An 18,397-nucleotide genomic window follows, 5' to 3' on the forward strand; every position below is an offset into this window, starting at 1 on the left:
CGGGCCTGCAATCACTCTCGCAGACAGCGGCAATTGTTCGACATTTAGCGGTCGTGTTGAACCATCAGCAAGACTCCATTGATCCATCAGCAATTTGCGATGGTTTTGGGCAAGCCGCTGGCGCATAGCCTTGGGCCATGACTACCCAAGCACTTCACATCGAGGCCGACACCAAAGCTCGTCGCGGCTTCCTGCTGGCGCTCGGCGCCTACCTGCTTTGGGGGCTGCTGCCCTTCTACATGAAGGCTGTCGCGCATCTGCCGCTGGCCGAAGTTATCGCCCACCGCATCGTCTGGTCGGTGCCGATCGCGGCCGCTGTCCTGGTCTGGGCCGGTCGCACTGCCGATTTCAAAGCGGCAGTTCGTTCGCCGCGCATCATTTCGATGGCGGTGCTGACGGCGGCGCTGATCTCGGTCAACTGGGGCATCTATGTCTGGGCGATCGCGGTCGAACGCACCATCGAGACCGCGCTCGGCTATTACATCAACCCGCTGGTCAGCGTCGTTGTCGGCGCGCTGCTCCTCGGCGAGCGGCTCGACCGTCTGCAGATCGCGGCGGTGGTGCTGGCGGCAATCGCGGTCGCGGTGCTGACCATCGACGCTGGCAAACTGCCCTGGGTGTCGCTGGTGCTGGCCTTTTCCTTTGCCGCCTATGGCTTCTTCCGCAAGACGCTGCCAATCGGCCCGAGCCAGGGCTTCCTGCTTGAAGTGCTGCTGCTGTCGGTGCCGGCACTCGGCTACATCATCTTCCTGATCGCCACAGGACAGGATCATTTCGTCTCGAGCTCGCTGAACGACACCGCCTTGCTGATCGGCTGCGGTCCGGTCACCGCCGTGCCTCTGCTGTTGTTTGCGTTCGGCGCCAGGCTGCTGCGCCTCTCCACCATCGGCATCATGCAATATATCGCGCCGACGATCGTCTTTTTGATCGCGGTGCTGATTTTCGGCGAACCTTTCGGCAGTGTTCAGGCCATAGCCTTCGGGCTGATCTGGGCGGCACTGGCGATGTACTCCTGGTCGATGTTTTCTTCGGCGCGCAAGACCGTTTCCGCATCAGCTCGAGCCGCGTAACGAAGAAAGGCGGCTGGCCGGTCTTAATGCCGGCAGCCGCGTCTTTCACGAGCGCTCAGCGCTTCGGCCCGAAGCCGGGATATGGCTGCAGCGGCACGACGGCGGCAATATCCATCATGCCGGCCTTGACCAGCGGCAAAGTTGCAAGATGGTGGCGCACGTCGGCATCGCTGCCGGCTTCGAACATCATGCCGCTGCCGGGAATGTCGCCCCGATTCCACACCTGACGCACGGCGCCTTCGGCATAGAGCGTGCGGCGCTGCTCGGCCTCGCCAGGCAGCAGCGGCGCGAAATCGGCGTCGGTGAACTTTTCGGTGTTGCGCGCAAGAAGGGCAAAGAACTGCATCGGAATCTCCTGATGTTGGCCGTTGGAATGGCGGAAATATTCGCTTCTGCTGGCCAGACAGTCCAAGACTGATTAGGCTAAATTTGAGACCTCACGGGACTTGAGCATCGAAGCAACAATGTTCGACCTGCGCCAGCTTCGCTATTTCATCACGGTGGCCGAAACCGGCAACGTCGGGCGTGCCGCCGAATTGCTGCACATCTCGCAGTCGCCGCTCAGCCGTCAGATCATTCAGCTGGAGGAGCAGCTGGGCGTCGCACTGTTCGAGAGGGCGAGGCAGCGTGTTCATCTCAATGCCGAGGGCCGCGCTTTTCTTGCCGAGGCGCGTACGCTGCTGGCCCATGCAAGACGGCTGGAGGAGCTCGGCCGCAATCTCGCCAGCGGTACGGTCGGCCGTCTCGCCATCGGTTATGTGGAAGGTGCGGTCCATGCCGGGCTTGTCGCTCGGATGCTGCGCCAGTTTCGCCGCGACCGGCCCGAATTTCATCTTCAACTGAAGGATCAGCGTTCCGCCGCCCAGATCGAAGCGCTGCGCGAACGATCGCTCGATCTGGGCCTCGTCTACACGCCTCCTCCTGCCGACGATCCCGACATCGCCGCCATGCTCATTATGCGCGAGCCGCTGGTTCTGGCGATGCCGGAAGGCGATCCATTGGCAGAAATCGCGGAGATACTGCCGCAGCAACTGGACGGACGCACCTGGATCACGGTGGTGCGCCAGCCTGACGACACCAACCGCAGCCAATTTCTCGCCGCCTGCGCGAAGGCGGGCTTCCTGCCCGACATTGCCTATGAGACGACCGATCCGTTGACGTCGTTGGGCCTGGTCAGCGCCGGGCTTGGGCTGGCGACGGTGCAGGCCAGCCTGCGGAGTGCCGCGCCGCCTCAGACCGTGTTTCGCGATCTGCCGTGGTTTGAACGCACCGTCTCGATCCATCTCGCCTGGCGGCGTCAGGACAAGCGTGCGGTCATCGGAGACTTGAGGAAGGCAGTAGGCAAGGAGTGAATAGTGAATAGTGAATGGACAGGCGCCGGTTTGGAAAGTCTTCTACTTCACCATTCACCATTCACCATTCACCATTCACCATTCACCATTCACCATTCACTCTACATCTTATCAATCACCGACTGCACACCCTCCGTCGGTGCATCGACGGAGGATCCCGCCACCATGATAGCGGCGACGATTGCTTCCGGATCCTCGACCACCAGCGGCTTGACCCGTTGCGCCGTGTGGATGAAGCCCTCCGTTGCCATGTGGTCGAGCAACGCCAGCATCGGATCCCAGAACCCTCCGACGTTGCCGAAGACGATCGGCTTGCGGTGATGGCCGAGCTGCGCCCAAGTCATGATCTCGACGATCTCCTCGACCGTGCCGATGCCGCCGGGCAACGCCACAAAGGCGTCGGATTTCTCAAACATCCTGTGCTTGCGCTCGTGCATGTTGTCGGTGATGACGAGCTCGTCGAGCCGGTTAAGCGCGGTTTCGGTCGCCTCCCGGTTGATCAGAAAGCGTGGAATTATGCCGGTTACCTTGCCACCGGCCTTTAATGCCCCTTCAGCGACGGCACCCATGATCCCTTTAGTGCCGCCGCCATAAATCAGACGCAGGCCGGACTTGCCGATCGAGCGGCCAAGCAGGTGTCCGGCCTTGATATAGGTCTCATCTCGGCCCGGGGACGAGCCGCAATAGACGCAGACAGATCGAATCGTGTTCATGTTATGATTGGTGATAGGGACTATAGGCATGGTCAAGCCCCGGGGCGGGCTTTTTCTTGTCGGCTTTGGCAAAACAGGCTAGACCGAAATTAGGTGGCTAAGGGGCAGGGAAACATGGCAATTAATCCATTGAAGGCGTTTTTGTTCGCGGCTGGCGGCTCTGTCGCAGCAGCGGGAACCGCCTATGTATCGGGCGCACTCGACCCGTATCTCAATTCTACCCGGCCTGCGGAGGTCGCGGCGCTGACGCCGCCGGCTTCGAAACCGGCCGCTCCGGCGACCGAGGACCGGCTGCCGCCTGCGTCTGCCGCGTCCACCGATGCGGCAGCGCCCGCCGCGCCGGCCACAGCAGGTGCAATCGTGCCGACCTTCGACATCGTGCGCGTCGAAAGCAACGGCTCGATCGTCGTCGCCGGCAATGCGGCGCCCAACGCCAAGGTCGAGATTCTCAACGGTTCGGCTGTGCTCGGCTCGACGGTCGCCGGTCCCGACGGCGCCTTTGCCATTATTCTCGACGATCCGCTGAAGCCCGGCGACTACACGATCACACTGCGCTCGACGGCTGGCAATGTCGTGACCGCCTCGGCGCAGACCGCCGTCGTTTCGATCCCCCAGAATTCCACCGGCCAGGTGCTGGCAATGGTCGAGGAGCCGGGCAAGCCGTCCGAACTGCTCACTGTTCCGGCCCCTCAGGCGAAATCTGACGCCTCGCCGCCTGTCGGCGAACAGGCGGCCGTTCAGCCACCCGCCACGGGCATCGAATTGCCGGCTGCCGCAGCGCCGGTGCCAGCCGCCCCGGCGGCTGACGTTCCAGCAGCGTCTGCTCCTGCCGCGCCGGCCGCTGTTGAAGCCGCGCCGGCTCCGGCAGCGCCCGCCACACCGGCAGCGCCCGCTACTTCCGCGGCGGAGCGGAAGATCGTCGTCGAAGCTGTCGAAATCGACGGCAACAAGATTTTCGTTGCCGGCGTCGCCGATCCCGGCCGCAAGGTGCGTGCGTATGCCAACGATATCCTGCTCGGTGACGCGAAGACCTCGCCCGACCGCCACTTCCTGGTCGAAGCGACACGCGACATCCCGGTCGGCACCTACACCATCCACGTCGATGCGCTCGATGCCGACGGCGTGACGGTGGTTGCCCGTGCGGCTGTGCCGTTCGAGCGCGAGCCTGGTGAGGCGGTTGCGGCCGTGGCGCCGGCCGAGCAGAAGCCTGCCGGGATAAAACCAGCCGAGCCGAATGCTCCGGCGACCGAAGGCGCACCGGCAACGGCCACCGAAACGCCCGCAACTGTCCCCACTCCTGCAACCGAGGCCCCGGCCGAAATGGCTGTCGCAACGCCTCCGGGCGAAACGCCCGAGACAGTGGCGCCAAAGCTCGAACATGCCGATGGTGCAGTCATCATCCGCCGCCATGACACGCTGTGGCGGATTTCGCGGCGGGTCTATGGCCAGGGCATGCGCTACTCGACCATCTATCTCGCCAACCAGGACCAGATCAGCAATCCGAACCGCATCTGGCCGGGGCAGGTGTTCAAGGTGCCGGAGAAATCGAAGGAAGGCGAGCCCGCCGATCTCAAGGCAATGGGCGACCAGATGACGACGGCGCCAGTCAAGGCCGAATAGCCTTCTGCCCATCAGGATAGCTTGCGGCAGGGCCAGTCATCGTTTATCGCCGATGGACGATGACCGAATCCCCCCTCGTAACGGACCGAAGCCGCGCGGCAGATGAACGCCCGCCGGCCAACTGCACGCCGGCCAACTGCATGCCGGATAGCCGCGCTGTCGCTGTCCGGCTCGCGGCCCTTTCGCATCCAGCGCGGATCGAAATTCTCAAACACCTTTCCGCAAGCCGTTCCTGCTGCTGTCGCGAGGTCGTCGAGCATCTCGACCTGGCGCAGTCCACCGTTTCCCAGCATTTGAAGATCCTGGTCGAGGCCGGGCTGATCCGCTTCGAGCCTGACCGCCAGCGCTCCCGCTATGAGCTCGACCGCGCCGCGCTCGCCGATGTTTCGGCATCGCTGGCCGCGCTGGTCGATTCCTGCTGCTCCGGCCGCTAAAATCATAAGGTAAACAAGAATGGCCGAGAAAACCGTTTCCGCAGATTCTGGCTCGACCTTCAGAACGTTGCGCAATCTCTGGCCCTATATGTGGCCGGCCGACCGCGCCGACCTGAGGGCCCGAGTGGTATGGGCCACCGTACTGCTGGTGGTCGCCAAGCTGACCCTGGTGGCCGGACCCTATTTCTTCAAATGGGCGACCGACGCACTGGCCGGCGATAGCAAATCGCCGCCGCCGCTGCCGGCCCTGCTGCTGGCGCCGGTCATGCTGGTCGTCGCCTACAATGCGGTGCGGCTGGTGCAGCTCGGCTTCAACCAGTTACGCGATGCCCTGTTTGCACGGGTCGGCCAGCATGCGGTCCGCCGGCTCGCCTTCCGCACCTTCGTGCACATGCACGAACTGTCGCTGCGCTTCCACCTCGAACGGCGCACCGGCGGACTGTCGCGCGTCATTGAGCGCGGCACCAAGGGCATCGAGACGATCGTCCGCTTCACCATGCTGGCGACGGCGCCGACAATCGTCGAATTCGCGCTCACCGCCGGCATCTTCGCCGTCACCTATGGCTGGCTATACGTCTTGGTGATCGCGGTCACGGTCTGGCTCTATGTCTGGTTCACCGTCAGGGCGAGCGATTGGCGTATTTCGATCCGCCGTGAGATGAACGAAAGCGACAATGAAGCCAGCACGAAGGCGATCGACTCGCTGCTCAACTACGAAACAGTCAAATATTTCAATAACGAAACCATGGAGGCCGAGCGGTTCGACCGGTCCACGGCGCGCTACGAGTTGGCGGCGACCAGGACCTGGACCTCGCTTGGCTGGCTGAACTTCGGCCAAGGTGTGATCTTCGGTATCGGCATGACCGTCGTCATGGTGATGTCGGCGCTCGAGGTGAAGGCGGGCACACAGAGCGTCGGCGATTTCGTCTTCGTCAACGCCATGCTCATGCAGCTTTCGGTGCCGCTGAATTTCATCGGCATGATCTACCGCGAAATTCGCCAGGGCCTGACCGACATCGAAAACATGTTCGATCTGCTCGACGTCAAGCGTGAGATCGTCGATCGGCCGGGCGCCAATCCGCTGGTCGTCGATGCCGGCAGGGTCGAGTTCCGCGACGTACATTTTTCCTACGACCCCAACCGCAAGATCCTGAAGGGCATCAGCTTCGAGGTGCCAGCTGGCAAGACGGTGGCCATCGTCGGCCCCTCCGGAGCCGGCAAGTCGACCATTTCGCGGCTCTTGTTTCGCTTCTACGACATCCAGCGCGGCCAGATTCTGATCGACGGCCAGGACATTCGCGACGTGACGCAGGAGAGCTTGCGCGCTGCCATCGGCATGGTGCCGCAGGACACGGTGCTGTTTAACGACACCATCGCCTACAATATCCGCTACGGCCGCGTCGGCGCCAGCGAGGAGGATGTGCGCAAGGCGGCAGAACTGGCCCAGATCGGACCGTTCATCGAGCGGCTGCCCGACGGCTATCGCTCAATGGTCGGCGAGCGCGGATTAAAACTGTCCGGCGGCGAGAAGCAGCGGGTGGCGATTGCCCGCACCATTTTGAAGGCACCGCCGATCCTGATGCTCGACGAGGCGACCTCGGCGCTGGACAGCCACACCGAGCAGGAGATCCAGGCGGCACTCGACCTGGTCAGCCAGGGCCGCACCACCCTCGTCATCGCCCATCGGCTGTCCACAGTGATTTCGGCCGATGAGATCATCGTCCTGCAGGATGGCCAGATCGCCGAGCGCGGCACCCATGTCGCCTTGATAGCCAAGCGCGGCCTTTATGCATCGATGTGGGACCGCCAGCGCGAGGCAAGCGAGGCCGAGGAGCGGCTGCGCATTGCCCGCGAAAGCGACGAGTTCGGCGTCGTCGTCCGCCGCCGCACCTCGGAGGTGAGCTGAAAATTCGTGCTTGACCTCAACTTAAGTTGAGATCGTAGGCCGTTTTGGATCGCAGCAAAATGCGTCGTTCAAAAACGGAGACAATCGATATGAATGGGATAAATCAGGCAGGTACTGGCGGCAGCGTATTCCGGGTGGACAAGTTTGTCGTTCCGGCCAACGCCCGCGAGGAGATTCTTGCCAAGGTCCGGATGACGCATGAATTGCTGCGCCAGCAGCAAGGGTTCGTCCAGGATTTCCTGCTCGAGCAATTCTCGGGGCCGGGCGAGTTCAACCTCGTGACCATTGTCGAATGGGAAGGGCAGGCCGCCGTCGACAAGGTCGTGCCGATCATCAAGGCTGCGCATGAGCGCAGCGGCTTCAATCCTCAGGAGACCATTTCGCGACTTGGCGTCAAGGCCGATATTGCCAACTATCAGCGGATTCCCGGGATGTAAGCTCTCTACGGCCAGCCGGCGCCCGGCGCAGTAGCGTCGACGCTGAGCACTTGGCCGGTACGGGCATCGCTGATCATATGTTCGAAGCCGCGCCATTCGGCGGCGACGATGAACAGCGTTTTTCCCTCGCTGCCGCCGAGCATGCAGGCAAAGCAGCCGCGGTCGACATCGACGCTTTCGAGCATCGCGCCGCCCTCGCGCACCCGCACGCAATGCCGGTTCGGAACGTCGGCATACCAGGCCGCACCTTCGGCATCGAGGCAGATGCCGTCGGGAAAACCGTTGCCGAGATTGGCCCAGATCCTGCGGTTGGAAAGGCCACCATCGGCAGCGATGTCGAAGGCGGTCAGCCGGTTTGCGTGGGACTCGGCAACGACCAGCGTCTTGTTGTCGGGCGTCACCGCCATGCCATTGGCAAACGCGAGGTTCTCAGCCACCTGCTGAACCGAGCCATCCGGTGCAACTTGCACGATGGTGCCGGGACCGAAATGCTGGCCGAGGGCCGGAGCAGGCCCACCGCCATTGACGTATATGTTGCCGCGCCCATCGACCACGATCTCGTTCCACGGGCTCTTTGATAGTTGTCTCAGATCGGCATGGGTGACCAATGTCCCGTCTGCCTCCTGCCTGAGGATCAGCCCTTCGCGGCCGGACACGACAAGCAGGCGCCCGTCCGGAAGCCAGTCAATGGAATAGGGCAGGGTGGCCGGCACGGTGAGCACGATCTCGCTGTTGCCTAGGGCGTCAACGGCGATGATCTGGCCCGTGCCCCAGTTGCAGAGCCACAGCCGGCCGTCGTGCCAGCGCGGTGACTCGCCGAAGGCCAAGCCGTTCATCACCACTTGCACTTGCCTGGCTACTGATTTCTGCATGGGCCGAGAACCTCCGGGTTTTTGCGCAAATCGTCATGGCCGAAAGGCCGATGAGAGGCGCTGTCTTGCCAAGGACGGGCGAGAGTGCTGCGTTCCGACAATCGCAATGAACATTTCCGGTTGATCACTTCGGCAGTCCGGATGCTGCTAACGGCATCCCGAAACGGCGGCGACCGCCACCCCCCGAGCGTTCTCATTGTCGCGTTGCGACCGCGGGGTGTTTCCGCTATTGAGGCCGGACTTGGAACCAAGGTTGCCCTCATCCCATGAGCCTCGTTGACACGATCAAGAATGCGTTCGTTCCGATCCATCGCGAGGGTTATCCCTTTATTGCTGCGTTCGGCGCGGCGACGCTCTTTCTTGGCTATTTCTCCTCGACCCTGTTCTGGATCGGTCTCATCCTGACGGCCTGGTGCGCCTATTTCTTCCGCGATCCCGAGCGTGTCACGCCGATCGACGACCGGCTGGTTGTCAGCCCGGCCGACGGCATCGTCTCGGCGGTTGGCCCGGCCGTGCCGCCGCGCGAGCTTGGCCTCGGCGGCGGTGAAATGACCCGCATCTCGGTGTTCATGAACGTCTTTTCCTGCCACGTGAACCGCTCCCCGGTGCGCGGCCGCATTTCCAGGATCGAGCATCGGCCAGGAAAATTCCTCAATGCCGAACTCGACAAGGCAAGCACCGAGAACGAGCGCAACGGGCTGGTCATCGAAAGCCCCAATGGAACGGTCGCCGCGGTACAGATTGCCGGCCTGGTGGCGCGGCGCATCGTCTGCTGGGCCGAGCCCGGCGGCGCCATCGGCACCGGCGAGCGCTTCGGGCTGATCCGCTTTGGCTCGCGCGTCGATGTGTTCCTGCCCTCGACCGCGACGCCGCGTGTCGCCGTCGGCCAGACCGCGGTTGGCGGTGAGACGGTGCTGGCGGAATTCGGCGGCGTTGCTGCAACGCCGCTCGTGCGGGTCTCCTGACCGGTGGCGCCGCCGTTCAAGAAATTCGAGGCGCATGGCGGCGGTGGCCCGCGCATTCGCGAAATCCCGATGCGCATGGTGCTGCCCAATCTGGTCACGGTGCTTGCCATCTGCGCCGGCCTGTCCGGTATTCGCTTCGGCTTCGAGGGCCGCTTCGAGCCAGCGGTGGTGATGGTGCTGCTCGCCGCCTTCCTGGATGGTATCGACGGCCGTCTGGCGCGAATGCTGAAGGCGACTTCCAAATTCGGCGCCCAGATGGATTCGCTGGCCGATATCGTCAATTTCGGCGTGGCACCGGCGCTGGTGCTCTATGCCTTTCTGCTCGACAGGGCAGGTTCGCCGGGCTGGATCGCCGCGCTGCTGTTCACCATCGCCTGTGGGATGAGGCTTGCCCGTTTCAACGTGCTCGACGAAGAGCTCGACCGTCCGCAGTGGCAAACCGAATATTTCGTCGGCGTGCCGGCGCCGGCGGGTGCGGTGCTTGTAATGCTGCCGCTCTATCTGTTCTTCCTCAGGCTTGGGCTTGAACCCAGCCGCCTGGCAGCCTTCATTGCCACCGGCTTTACAATATTGGTGGCGTTCCTGCTGGTCAGCAGACTGCCCGTCTATTCCGGCAAGAGCGTCAGGATACCGGGCGACAGGGTGCTGCCGATCATCCTCGCAGTCGTCCTCTACGTCCTGCTTTTGATGACCTATCCCTGGTATACGCTGACGGCCTCGGTTGCCGGCTATCTGGTCTTCTTGCCGTTCAGCGTGCGGGCCTATTCGAGACGCGCCAAGCGCGAAGGCGAGAAGGTGCCGTCCTCGGATATTGGCTGACGGATTTGGTGCCAGTTCGCGTTGCGCCTGGCAGTGCATGATTCCAAAAAGGCTCGCAGAGCACGCGGCGCTGTGGAACGCACCTCAAAAACCCCGTTTTCGGAACTTGCTGGGCGGCTAGACCGTTTGTGTTGGTAGGTCCGCCTGAGCGGCTGCTCGTGATACGTCGTCAACGTAGCGCAAGCTGCCGCATCGGGCGCAGAACCATCGGAAAACGAGGAGAAATGGCTGTCATCCTCATCGGCGCGTTACTGACTGTCGCCGGCCTCGTGTATATGGCGATTGCGGCCATCATGCGCGGGCGGCTTAGTGAGCCGGCCGCTGTCTCCACCGCGCCGGACAGTCCGACGCCCAATCTCGCAACACCAGGTCCGACTCTGGAGCCGCGACGACGCGGGCTCCGTTTTCTCGGCCTGTCGCAGAACTGGCCGGGCCTGCTGATGATGGCCGTCGGCGTCATTCTGCTGTTGTCGGTGGTAGTCCTCTAATGCATTCGCGCAAAAGTGTGCAGCGGTTTTGCGATAACGACATGCATAAAAACAAGAATCTAAAGCGCGTCGCACAAGGCCGGTCGAACGCGACGCGCTTTAGAATTTTCGACAGCAAGCCTCAGGCGGCTGCGCTCAGTCCCAGCCTCTCGAGCGCCAGCTTTCTAGTCGAGACATAGTCGGTCTTGCCGGAGCCCAGTACCGGGATCTCCTCGACCTTGACGATGTCGTTCGGCACCATCAGTTCGGCCGCCCCGGCTTTTTTGCCGAATTCCCGCAATTCGTCGGGATCGGCATTGTCGGCCGTGGTGACCAGAACGAGGCGCTCGCCGCGCCGCTTGTCCGGCACTGCCACCACGGCGTGATGCTCTTCCGGCCACAGCGACTGCACCAGCATCTCGACCGCGCCAAGCGATACCATCTCGCCGGCTATCTTGGCGAAGCGCTTGGCGCGGCCGCGAATGGTGATGAAGCCTTCGCGATCGACCGAAACGATATCGCCGGTGTCGTGCCAGCCTTCGAACGGCTGCAACTCGCCCGGCCGGTCGCCGGTCATGTAGCCCATCATCAGGTTCGGCCCGTCGAGCCACAGCCGGCCGGCGTCGCTGATGCCTTCGACCGGTTCGAGTTTCATGCGCATGGCCGGCAGCAGCCGCCCGACCGTTCCGTCGCGGCCGTGGATGGCGGTGTTGACGGCAACCACTGGTGCGGCCTCGGTCAAGCCAAAACCTTCGATGATCTCGGCCTGGAAGCGCTCGCGGTAAACCCGGCGCGTCTCCGGCTTCACCGCCTCGGCACCGGCCACGACGAAGCGCAGGCTGGAAAAATCGCCGTCCTTGGCGGTGCGGGCATAGTTGGCGAGGAACGTGTCGGTGCCGAACATCACCGTCGGCCGGACCTTGCGCGCCACCTCCGGAATAAGTTTGTAGTGGAGCGGTGACGGGTAGAGGAACAGCTTTACTCCGGTGACCAGCGGCAGGATGGTGCCGCCGGTCAGCCCGAACGAGTGGAACACCGGCAGCACGTTGAGCAGGATATCGGCCGGCGAGATGGTGATGCGGGCTTCCGCCTGCATCGCATTGGCAAGAAGATTCCGGTGCGACAGCACCACGGCCTTGGGCGTGCCTTCCGAGCCGGAGGTGAACAGGATCACCGCCGGCTTGGCCGCATCCTGGCGCTGCAACGGCCGGCGCCACAGCAAGGCGGCTGCGGCCTTGTCCAGCACGGTCACGCTTGCGCGGACATCCTCCAGCCACAGCAGTTTCGCCCCGCCCTTTTCCACCGCCTCGACGATGTCGGCGAGGTTGGCCTTTTCGACAAAGGCGCGTGAGGAGACCACGGTGCGGATCATTGCCGTGCGGACGGCGGCGGTGACGCTGGCCGGGCCGGCGGTATAGTTGATCATTGCTGCCACCCGCGCAACCGACAGAAGTCCGACGAACGACAGCACGACGCCATTGGCGTTGGGCAGGAGCAGCCCAACCGCTTCGCCCGGCGCTGTTATTGCCTCGAACCGTCGGCCCAAAACCCTGGCGCCGATGAACACTTTCCGGTAGCTCAGGGCACCGCCAATGACGTCCTCGATTATTGGGTGCGAAGCGCCAACACGATCGGCCGCATCGCGCATGGCGAGGAACAGCCCTCGGTCGAGATCACTGCCGAAAAGCCTGGCCTCGGCGAAGCGATCAAACAGCGCATTGGTGTTGGAGGCCTGATCTGGGTTCCGCGCCACCAGCTCGGCGATGGTCATCGGCTCCAGCGCGCTGATCGACAGCTGCGGAAACCAATGGCGCGGCGCCTTGTCCGCCGGCGTCAGCGAGGCCGGCAGGCTGCGTGCGCCGGCAACGAAGACCGGCACGATACGGGCGTCGGCCTGCATGGCGATACGGGTGATGGCGCGAAACAACCGAAACGACTTGACGTCTGGCTCGACCGCATCCGGCAGGTAAACGGCGAGCCGGCCCTTGCCCTTCAGCACCCGCACCAATCTGCGGCTGACGAAGACATGCTCGGCGTTGAAGGCGATGGTGCGGCCGAGCTCGCGCCACGGCTCCAGCCACGGCGATCTGGCCGAAGCCTGGTCGAGGATGTGCAGCGTATCCTCCGGCAGCAGCGACAGCATCAGCGCCGGCTCGATGCGTGACTGATGCCAGATGACATAGATGACCGGGGCCACCGACCTGCGCGCAATCTTGATGCGGTCGTCGCTGATCCGGTAGGCGAGCTTGAACGGCACGTAGAGCAGCGCCTGGCTCAAACGCAGGCCGAGGCGGAACTTCTCCACCACGCCGATCAGCAGCCAGGCCGCGACAAGACCCGCAAGCAGCGCCAGTGTCAGGATCATCGCCGCATCTCCCAACGATCTCACGTCGCGGCTCTTCACCGGCCGCTTCGGGTGAGAACCTAGCCGAAGTTGGATCAACGTCAATGCGGCTCCATTTTTCCCTCTCTCCCATGTTTGATTCGCCTATGTTGATTCGCCTATGTTGATTCGGCTCGGCTGCTTATCGCAGCTACGCCGCTTTCATCCTTCCGCTGATGAAGCGGAATTCCTGCGTCTTGCCGCCAAAGCCATAGGCGGCCGCAGGCACTTCATGCACGAGGGCGTAGCTTTCCTCATGCACCTTACCCAGCAGCCGGCCGAATGCCGCGAAAATTGCCTGCAGATACGCCTCCAGTTCGAGCTTGGTGTTGGTACCGTCGACAACCTTGATGTCGAGCCAGGCCGTGTTGGTGCCATGCTCGGCCAGCGACTTGCCGCCGGCGAACCAGTGCTCGGGGTCGTGATAGGAAATGGCAACAGCTGTGATCGTCGCGTCCTTGCGCAGATGCGTGGCTGTCAGTTCGGTCACTTCCCTGGCAATGGCGGCGGACAAAGCGGCATCGGGCTTGCCGGTAACGCTGACATTGATGATCGGCATGTTTCTTCTCCTCGGTTTCAAGCGGCGCCTCTTCGCCGTCGAGAAAATCATGCCATCGTCCTTTGATCAAAAAAATAGAATTGTTTTTGATAAACACTTTGATAGCATCGAATTATGCAGTTGTTCGATCCCGACCTCCTCAAGACTTTCCTCGCTTTCGTCGATGGCGGTTCCCTGGCGCGGGCCGCGTCGATCGTCGGTCGCTCGCCGTCCGCAGTGACCGCGCAGATGCAGCGGCTGGAGGATGTTGTCGGCGAACCGCTGCTGGTGCCGCAGGGGCGAGGGCGCGGCCTGACGCCGGCAGGCGAGGATCTGATCGTTCACGCGCGTCGCATCCTTGCCGCGCACCGCGAGGCGTGGCTGGCCCTCAAAGGCGCGCACGCCGACGGGCGCGTCGCCATCGGCACCACGCAGGATTTCGCCGACAGCGGCTTGCCGCAGCTTCTCAGGGCTTTTGCTGTCAGCCATCCGCGCGTCAGGATCGAACTGCGCGTCGGCCGTTCCGCCGAACTGGCGCAGGCTTTGCAGGCCGGCACCCTTGATCTGGCCATTGCCATGCGGCAGGTGCCGACACGGGACGAAGTCGGTGTGCTCAAGGAACCAATGATCTGGCTTTGCTCACAGAACGGGCTGGCCACCCGCCACGACGAACTGCCCCTGGCGCTGCTCGATCCCCATTGCGGGTTTCGCGAAGCGGCGACCAGTGCACTCGATGCGGCCGGCCGTCGCTACCGCATTGCTGCCGGCAGTGCCAGCCTTGCCGGCCTGCGTACGGCGGTGCACGCCGGCATCGCCTTGACGTTGAGGACGGCGCGCTTCGCTCATTCCGGCATCGTCGAGGCGCCGAGCGATCTTGATCTGCCGCCGGTGCCGGTCGCCGAATTCGCCGTCCGCTTGCGTGAGGATGCCGACCGGCCGGCGCAGGATCTGGCAGCGTTGTTCAGCGGCAACCTGGCCTTGGCCAATTGAGCCAGCAAAGAAAAAGCCGACCTTGCGGTCGGCTTCTGAGTAGGACGGGCCGAGGGGTTTGGGGGGACTTGGGGTGGCCCGTCGCAGCCATAATGCCTGAGCCCTATGATGGTTCCATGACTTTTCAAATTAATTTTCAGGACCGGATTTCTCGTGATCGGACCACCAACTCGCGCTCGGACGCGGCGAGGATTGGTCATGCATCCGCTGCGCGCTGCCTGGCCATCAGCCAGTCGCGGCCGGCGTGAGCGAACACCGCGCAAAGCACGATGGCGCCACCGACCATGCTGGCTGCCGGCGGGATCTCCGCCAGGAACAGGAAGGCAAACAGGATCGCGAATGGCACTTCAGCTGAACCCAGCAATCCGGACTCGGCCGCCGGAATAAGCCGGGTGCCCTCCGTCCACAGGATCGAAGCCAGCGCGAACGAGGCGCCGAAGGTGGCTAGAAGCACAGCGTCCCTGGCCGAGACAGCCAGCGGATCGGCGACGAACCAGCCGAGCACGAACAAAAGGAATGCCGACACCGCACCCGCCCACACCACCGGCGTGTCGCGGAAGGCGCGCACCATGATCATGTAGAGCGCGCTGCCGATCGTCATCAGCAGCGCCAGCCCGTCGCCGAACAAATGGCCGGTGCCGAAGCCGGACCAGACCATGATTGCCACACCGCATAATGACACAGCGGCGGCGGCAAGCGTCTGCAGCCGGAACGGCTCGCGGACCAACAGGAGGGCCAGCAGCGCGGTGACGAAGGGGGCGGTGGCATAGATGATCGCGACATTGGCGACAAAGGTGAACTTGAACGCCGAGATGAAGGCGATGCTGGCGAGCGCGCCCTCGATCGCCAGCAGCCAGCCGCGCCAGCCGAGCCGCAGGCTGTCGCGACCGCCGGAGCGCTGGTGGCGCCATAGCACATAGAGGCTGATCAGGATCGAGCCGACGAAGCCGCGCCAGCAGGTAATGGTCAGCGGGTCGGCATGGATCGATTTGGTCAGCACGCCGGTGAGGCCGAAGACGGCCGCCGATGCCGAGACCAGGATGATGCCGAGGGTACGTTCGCGGGCGCTTTCCACTGTGCATGGCATGTCCAGCGATCCCGTCATCTCACCAGCCTACGCTGCCCCTTCCTGACACCATAGTGTCAGCTTGAGGCGTCCTGCATCGAAAACAGCAGGTAGGCAGCCCCGCTGAACAGGATTCCCGCAAGAACCCGTTCGCGGGTTTTCACGATGGCGATATCGGCCATATGTCCGGCGGCCTTACGAATGTGTTGCGAGAGACGGTGTGATGGCGTTGGATGCTCCCCGTATCGTCAGGCTATACCGGCGAAACCCTGCCAAGCGCTACGCCAGCGCGGACTTGCGTTTGGGGCAGGCGGCATAGCCGTAAAGCAGCGAAGCCAGGGCAATTATGGGAGACGACAAAATGGATGCGATCGCATTGAAGGCCGTGCAGGCGCCGCTGAAGGTGGCCTATCGCGACGACGCCTCGCGCGCGCTGATTACTCTCCGCGCCAAAGGCTCGATCGACGACCAATCGATCGCCTGCAAGGTCGAGACAGGCAGGGCGATCGCCATTGCCGGGCTGCATCCGGCGACCGGCGGCACCGGGCTCGAACTCTGCTCCGGCGACATGCTGCTGGAGGCACTGGTGGCTTGCGCCGGCGTCACGCTGAAGGCGGTAGCGACGGCGCTGGAATTCAAGCTTGGGGCCGCCACGGTGGAAGCCGAAGGCGACCTGGACTTTCGCGGCACGCTTGGCGTGGCAAAGGATGCGCCGGTTGGCTTCCGCGCCATCCGGCTGACATTTGGCCTCGACACCGACGAGCCGCAGGAGCGCATCGATGCGCTGCTCAAGCTGACCGAGCGCTACTGCGTCGTGTTGCAGACCATCAGCCAGAAGCCGGAGCTGACGGTAAGCGCGCGACGCTGACGATCTCCCCCTCAAGTGGGGAGATCACGCTGTCCTACTGCGCCGACGGCTCCTCGGCGTCGCCCTCGTCGGCGAAGGGCGAGGCGCTCGGCACGCACTGCACCGACCAGCCGGCCGGCGTCGGTTGCTTCTGGTATTCGGTTATGGCGAAGGCGCACTGTTCGCGGGTGTCGAATGTGCTGGGCAGCACGACCATGCCGCCTTGCGGGCCAGCGATCACCAGATACCAGACTAACGCTACGCTCGGTGCCGCCATGAGTATTTCCTCGCTCTGCTTGTTTTGGGAGTCGCACGATCCTAGCAACTCCGGCCCAGCGGCGAAAGCTAGGCCAAAGCGCGGCGTTAAGCCACGGTATCACAGCCACGTGATGTCGGGTCGTTTTGGTTCAGTTCACCGCAAAACAATAGAACAGGCCGTCGCCGCCGGTGCCCTTCAGCGCTTCCTGGCTGCAGCCACCGCGTGACGCATGCGAGGAATTCCACGATTTGGCGGCTGCCGAGCCATCGAGGCCGGTACGATCGTGATGACCCATCATGGCCACACCTTCTGCTCCGCTCAGCGTCCAGTCGCCGCAGGTCTGGTCGGCAATTTTCGTGCCATCCGGCTTGGAGCCGGTCAACACGTCGTGCCGGTTGGGCGTGTCGCCGCGGCCGTTGACCATTTGGCCCTTTTCGTCGAGTGCCGTCTGTTTGGTGATGGCGTTGGCATCGCTATGCAGGGAAGCGACATCATCGGCGATCTTGACGCCCTCGGCGTTGAACCACGGGCCTTTGCCGATACGGTCGCGTGCATCGGTATCGGTGGTCGAGAGATAGGCGCGCCATGTCTTGCCGGTAACGCCCGCGGCTTCGGCCAGTGAACTACAATGGGCGTCGGCGCCGGCGAGACCGCCGAGATCGGCGCCTTTGCCAGAGCCGACGCTGGTGACGAAAAAGCTCATCGTTGCCTCCTGCGACGACGCGGCGCCGATCACTGCAAGCAGCGCGGTGGCAGTCAAGAGAAGCAGTCTCCGCAAATGGTCCTCCGTTTCTCGAATTGTGGCACCCGGACAACGTTGGTGCCGGCGCAATTCTTCCGGCAAAATGCGATGTGTGGTTACTCCGGCTGCCGGTAGGCGACAAAGCGATTGTGCTTGGCCTGGAAGATCAGCCCGGTCTCCTTGAGCGTAGGGCTGGCCAGCGGCACGATTCGCTTGGCGATCTCCGAAGGGTGCGGCAGTGTTTCAGGATCCTCGCCGGGTACGGCCTGCGCCCGCATCGCGGTGCGCGTTGCCCCGGGATCGGCGGCATTGACCCTGAGCGGCAGGTTTTCGGTCTCATGCGCCCATGAACGCGTCATGGCCTCGACCGCCGCCTTCGACGCCGCATAAGGCGCCCAGAAGGCGCGTGCGGAGTGGGCAAGGCTGGAGCTCAGCACGATAGCACGGCCGGCATCGGAAAGCCTGAGCAGCGGGTCGACCGAGCGGATCAGCCGCCATGTTGCGGTGACGTTGATGGTCATCACCTTCTCGAAGGTCTTGGCCTCGACATGGCCGATCGGGGCGATGACGCCGAGCACGGCGGCGTTGGCGACCAGTATGTCGAGCTTGCCCCAGCGCTCGTGGATGGCGCCGCCCAGCCGGTCGATCCCCGCCATGTCGGCAAGATCGAGCGGTACCAGCGTCGCCTGTCCGCCACCTGCCTTGATCTGGTCGTCGAGTTCTTCCAACCCGCCGACGGTGCGGGCAACCGCAATCACATGCGCACCGGCCGCGGCAAGCTCCCTGGCGATGAAATAGCCGATGCCGCGCGAGGCGCCGGTGACGACCGCAACGCGGCCGGAGAGGTCAAGGCTCATACGATGGATTCCGACAGGCAAGGTGAAACCGCCGTGAGGGGCTAAGGGGAGGGAGACAAA

At 63.4% G+C, this 18,397-nt stretch carries 20 protein-coding genes; 11 read left to right on the top strand and 9 right to left on the bottom strand.

What is annotated here, in order from left to right:
• Positions 1-137 precede the first annotated feature (137 nt).
• Positions 138-1,070, top strand: coding sequence for an EamA family transporter RarD (gene rarD / locus NKH49_RS19900; RefSeq protein WP_352615876.1), 933 nt, complete (start codon positions 138-140; stop codon positions 1,068-1,070).
• A gap of 55 nt (positions 1,071-1,125) precedes the next feature.
• Here the strand turns inward: rarD and NKH49_RS19905 are convergent, their stop codons facing one another.
• On the bottom strand, positions 1,126-1,416 hold the full coding sequence (locus NKH49_RS19905) for a muconolactone Delta-isomerase family protein (RefSeq protein WP_352448978.1): 291 nt from the start codon (positions 1,414-1,416) through the stop codon (positions 1,126-1,128).
• Positions 1,417-1,516: 100 nt separating this feature from the next.
• On the opposite strand from NKH49_RS19905, the gene NKH49_RS19910 reads away from it, so the two are divergent.
• Entirely contained in the window at positions 1,517-2,422 is a 906-nt protein-coding gene (locus NKH49_RS19910) for a LysR substrate-binding domain-containing protein (protein ID WP_352615873.1), read from the top strand.
• 101 nt (positions 2,423-2,523) lie between these two features.
• On the opposite strand, the gene NKH49_RS19915 is transcribed toward NKH49_RS19910, so the two are convergent.
• Positions 2,524-3,135: an LOG family protein gene (locus NKH49_RS19915; protein WP_352471073.1), complete on the bottom strand. Its 612-nt coding sequence runs from the start codon at positions 3,133-3,135 to the stop codon at positions 2,524-2,526.
• Positions 3,136-3,249: 114 nt separating this feature from the next.
• Here NKH49_RS19915 and NKH49_RS19920 point away from each other — a divergent pair, with 114 nt between their 5' ends.
• The 4 genes from NKH49_RS19920 (at position 3,250) to NKH49_RS19935 (ending at position 7,532) form a co-directional block, all read left to right on the top strand.
• The gene (locus NKH49_RS19920) at positions 3,250-4,755 is read left to right on the top strand and encodes a LysM peptidoglycan-binding domain-containing protein (protein ID WP_352927441.1); all 1,506 of its coding nucleotides are present in this window, start codon (positions 3,250-3,252) and stop codon (positions 4,753-4,755) included.
• 59 nt (positions 4,756-4,814) lie between these two features.
• Positions 4,815-5,189, top strand: coding sequence for an ArsR/SmtB family transcription factor (locus NKH49_RS19925; RefSeq protein WP_352471075.1), 375 nt, complete (start codon positions 4,815-4,817; stop codon positions 5,187-5,189).
• A 19-nt stretch (positions 5,190-5,208) separates the two neighbouring features.
• Positions 5,209-7,095 (top strand): ABCB family ABC transporter ATP-binding protein/permease, encoded by a 1,887-nt coding sequence (locus tag NKH49_RS19930; protein WP_352471076.1) that lies wholly within the window; start codon positions 5,209-5,211, stop codon positions 7,093-7,095.
• Positions 7,096-7,184: 89 nt separating this feature from the next.
• Positions 7,185-7,532: an antibiotic biosynthesis monooxygenase gene (locus NKH49_RS19935; RefSeq protein WP_352471114.1), complete on the top strand. Its 348-nt coding sequence runs from the start codon at positions 7,185-7,187 to the stop codon at positions 7,530-7,532.
• 5 nt (positions 7,533-7,537) lie between these two features.
• Here the strand turns inward: NKH49_RS19935 and NKH49_RS19940 are convergent, their stop codons facing one another.
• Positions 7,538-8,404, bottom strand: coding sequence for an SMP-30/gluconolactonase/LRE family protein (locus NKH49_RS19940; protein WP_352615863.1), 867 nt, complete (start codon positions 8,402-8,404; stop codon positions 7,538-7,540).
• A gap of 266 nt (positions 8,405-8,670) precedes the next feature.
• On the opposite strand from NKH49_RS19940, the gene NKH49_RS19945 reads away from it, so the two are divergent.
• The 3 genes from NKH49_RS19945 (at position 8,671) to NKH49_RS19955 (ending at position 10,676) form a co-directional block, all read left to right on the top strand.
• A complete protein-coding gene (locus NKH49_RS19945) occupies positions 8,671-9,369 on the top strand; it encodes a phosphatidylserine decarboxylase (RefSeq protein WP_352615861.1) in 699 nt (232 codons plus the stop codon).
• A gap of 3 nt (positions 9,370-9,372) precedes the next feature.
• Positions 9,373-10,188 carry a CDP-alcohol phosphatidyltransferase family protein gene (locus tag NKH49_RS19950; protein WP_023677728.1) on the top strand — a complete coding sequence of 272 codons (816 nt, stop codon included), beginning with the start codon at positions 9,373-9,375 and terminating at the stop codon, positions 10,186-10,188.
• A 224-nt stretch (positions 10,189-10,412) separates the two neighbouring features.
• Positions 10,413-10,676, top strand: coding sequence for a hypothetical protein (locus tag NKH49_RS19955; protein ID WP_352471079.1), 264 nt, complete (start codon positions 10,413-10,415; stop codon positions 10,674-10,676).
• A gap of 121 nt (positions 10,677-10,797) precedes the next feature.
• Here NKH49_RS19955 and NKH49_RS19960 read toward each other — a convergent pair whose 3' ends face one another.
• Together NKH49_RS19960 and NKH49_RS19965 are read right to left on the bottom strand one after the other, a co-directional pair.
• Positions 10,798-13,020: an AMP-binding protein gene (locus NKH49_RS19960; protein ID WP_352927446.1), complete on the bottom strand. Its 2,223-nt coding sequence runs from the start codon at positions 13,018-13,020 to the stop codon at positions 10,798-10,800.
• A 169-nt stretch (positions 13,021-13,189) separates the two neighbouring features.
• Complete coding sequence (locus tag NKH49_RS19965; RefSeq protein WP_352540794.1) at positions 13,190-13,597, bottom strand: tautomerase family protein; 408 nt, start codon at positions 13,595-13,597, stop codon at positions 13,190-13,192.
• 114 nt (positions 13,598-13,711) lie between these two features.
• Between NKH49_RS19965 and NKH49_RS19970 the strand changes: the two genes are divergently transcribed.
• Positions 13,712-14,566 (top strand): LysR substrate-binding domain-containing protein, encoded by an 855-nt coding sequence (locus NKH49_RS19970; protein ID WP_352501842.1) that lies wholly within the window; start codon positions 13,712-13,714, stop codon positions 14,564-14,566.
• A 196-nt stretch (positions 14,567-14,762) separates the two neighbouring features.
• Here NKH49_RS19970 and NKH49_RS19975 read toward each other — a convergent pair whose 3' ends face one another.
• Complete coding sequence (locus NKH49_RS19975; protein WP_502896494.1) at positions 14,763-15,671, bottom strand: DMT family transporter; 909 nt, start codon at positions 15,669-15,671, stop codon at positions 14,763-14,765.
• 322 nt (positions 15,672-15,993) lie between these two features.
• Between NKH49_RS19975 and NKH49_RS19980 the strand changes: the two genes are divergently transcribed.
• On the top strand, positions 15,994-16,500 hold the full coding sequence (locus NKH49_RS19980) for an OsmC family protein (protein WP_352820899.1): 507 nt from the start codon (positions 15,994-15,996) through the stop codon (positions 16,498-16,500).
• Between the two features lie 34 nt (positions 16,501-16,534).
• On the opposite strand, the gene NKH49_RS19985 is transcribed toward NKH49_RS19980, so the two are convergent.
• The 3 genes from NKH49_RS19985 to NKH49_RS19995 form a co-directional block, all read right to left on the bottom strand.
• On the bottom strand, positions 16,535-16,756 hold the full coding sequence (locus NKH49_RS19985; RefSeq protein ID WP_254820234.1) for a hypothetical protein: 222 nt from the start codon (positions 16,754-16,756) through the stop codon (positions 16,535-16,537).
• Between the two features lie 130 nt (positions 16,757-16,886).
• Complete coding sequence (locus NKH49_RS19990; protein ID WP_502906756.1) at positions 16,887-17,507, bottom strand: hypothetical protein; 621 nt, start codon at positions 17,505-17,507, stop codon at positions 16,887-16,889.
• A gap of 89 nt (positions 17,508-17,596) precedes the next feature.
• A complete protein-coding gene (locus NKH49_RS19995) occupies positions 17,597-18,337 on the bottom strand; it encodes an SDR family NAD(P)-dependent oxidoreductase (RefSeq protein ID WP_254820236.1) in 741 nt (246 codons plus the stop codon).
• Positions 18,338-18,397: the final 60 nt, after the last annotated feature.

It is taken from the genome of Mesorhizobium sp. M1088, assembly GCF_040318575.1.
Taxonomy (GTDB): Bacteria; Pseudomonadota; Alphaproteobacteria; order Rhizobiales; family Rhizobiaceae; genus Mesorhizobium.

What these genes read in the sequence shown, in the direction of transcription:
- NKH49_RS19920 (WP_352927441.1), top strand. Translation starts at nt 3,250, where the DNA reads ATGGCAATTAATCCATTGAAGGCGTTTTTGTTCGCGGCTGGCGGCTCT.
- NKH49_RS19945 (WP_352615861.1), top strand. Translation starts at nt 8,671, where the DNA reads ATGAGCCTCGTTGACACGATCAAGAATGCGTTCGTTCCGATCCATCGC.
- NKH49_RS19970 (WP_352501842.1), top strand. Translation starts at nt 13,712, where the DNA reads ATGCAGTTGTTCGATCCCGACCTCCTCAAGACTTTCCTCGCTTTCGTC.
- NKH49_RS19965 (WP_352540794.1), bottom strand. Translation starts at nt 13,597, where the DNA reads ATGCCGATCATCAATGTCAGCGTTACCGGCAAGCCCGATGCCGCTTTG.
- NKH49_RS19925 (WP_352471075.1), top strand. Translation starts at nt 4,815, where the DNA reads ATGACCGAATCCCCCCTCGTAACGGACCGAAGCCGCGCGGCAGATGAA.
- NKH49_RS19930 (WP_352471076.1), top strand. Translation starts at nt 5,209, where the DNA reads ATGGCCGAGAAAACCGTTTCCGCAGATTCTGGCTCGACCTTCAGAACG.
- NKH49_RS19995 (WP_254820236.1), bottom strand. Translation starts at nt 18,337, where the DNA reads ATGAGCCTTGACCTCTCCGGCCGCGTTGCGGTCGTCACCGGCGCCTCG.
- NKH49_RS19955 (WP_352471079.1), top strand. Translation starts at nt 10,413, where the DNA reads ATGGCTGTCATCCTCATCGGCGCGTTACTGACTGTCGCCGGCCTCGTG.
- NKH49_RS19935 (WP_352471114.1), top strand. Translation starts at nt 7,185, where the DNA reads ATGAATGGGATAAATCAGGCAGGTACTGGCGGCAGCGTATTCCGGGTG.
- NKH49_RS19960 (WP_352927446.1), bottom strand. Translation starts at nt 13,020, where the DNA reads ATGATCCTGACACTGGCGCTGCTTGCGGGTCTTGTCGCGGCCTGGCTG.
- NKH49_RS19905 (WP_352448978.1), bottom strand. Translation starts at nt 1,416, where the DNA reads ATGCAGTTCTTTGCCCTTCTTGCGCGCAACACCGAAAAGTTCACCGAC.
- NKH49_RS19940 (WP_352615863.1), bottom strand. Translation starts at nt 8,404, where the DNA reads ATGCAGAAATCAGTAGCCAGGCAAGTGCAAGTGGTGATGAACGGCTTG.
- NKH49_RS19975 (WP_502896494.1), bottom strand. Translation starts at nt 15,671, where the DNA reads ATGACGGGATCGCTGGACATGCCATGCACAGTGGAAAGCGCCCGCGAA.
- NKH49_RS19985 (WP_254820234.1), bottom strand. Translation starts at nt 16,756, where the DNA reads ATGGCGGCACCGAGCGTAGCGTTAGTCTGGTATCTGGTGATCGCTGGC.
- NKH49_RS19915 (WP_352471073.1), bottom strand. Translation starts at nt 3,135, where the DNA reads ATGAACACGATTCGATCTGTCTGCGTCTATTGCGGCTCGTCCCCGGGC.
- rarD (WP_352615876.1), top strand. Translation starts at nt 138, where the DNA reads ATGACTACCCAAGCACTTCACATCGAGGCCGACACCAAAGCTCGTCGC.
- NKH49_RS19980 (WP_352820899.1), top strand. Translation starts at nt 15,994, where the DNA reads ATGGATGCGATCGCATTGAAGGCCGTGCAGGCGCCGCTGAAGGTGGCC.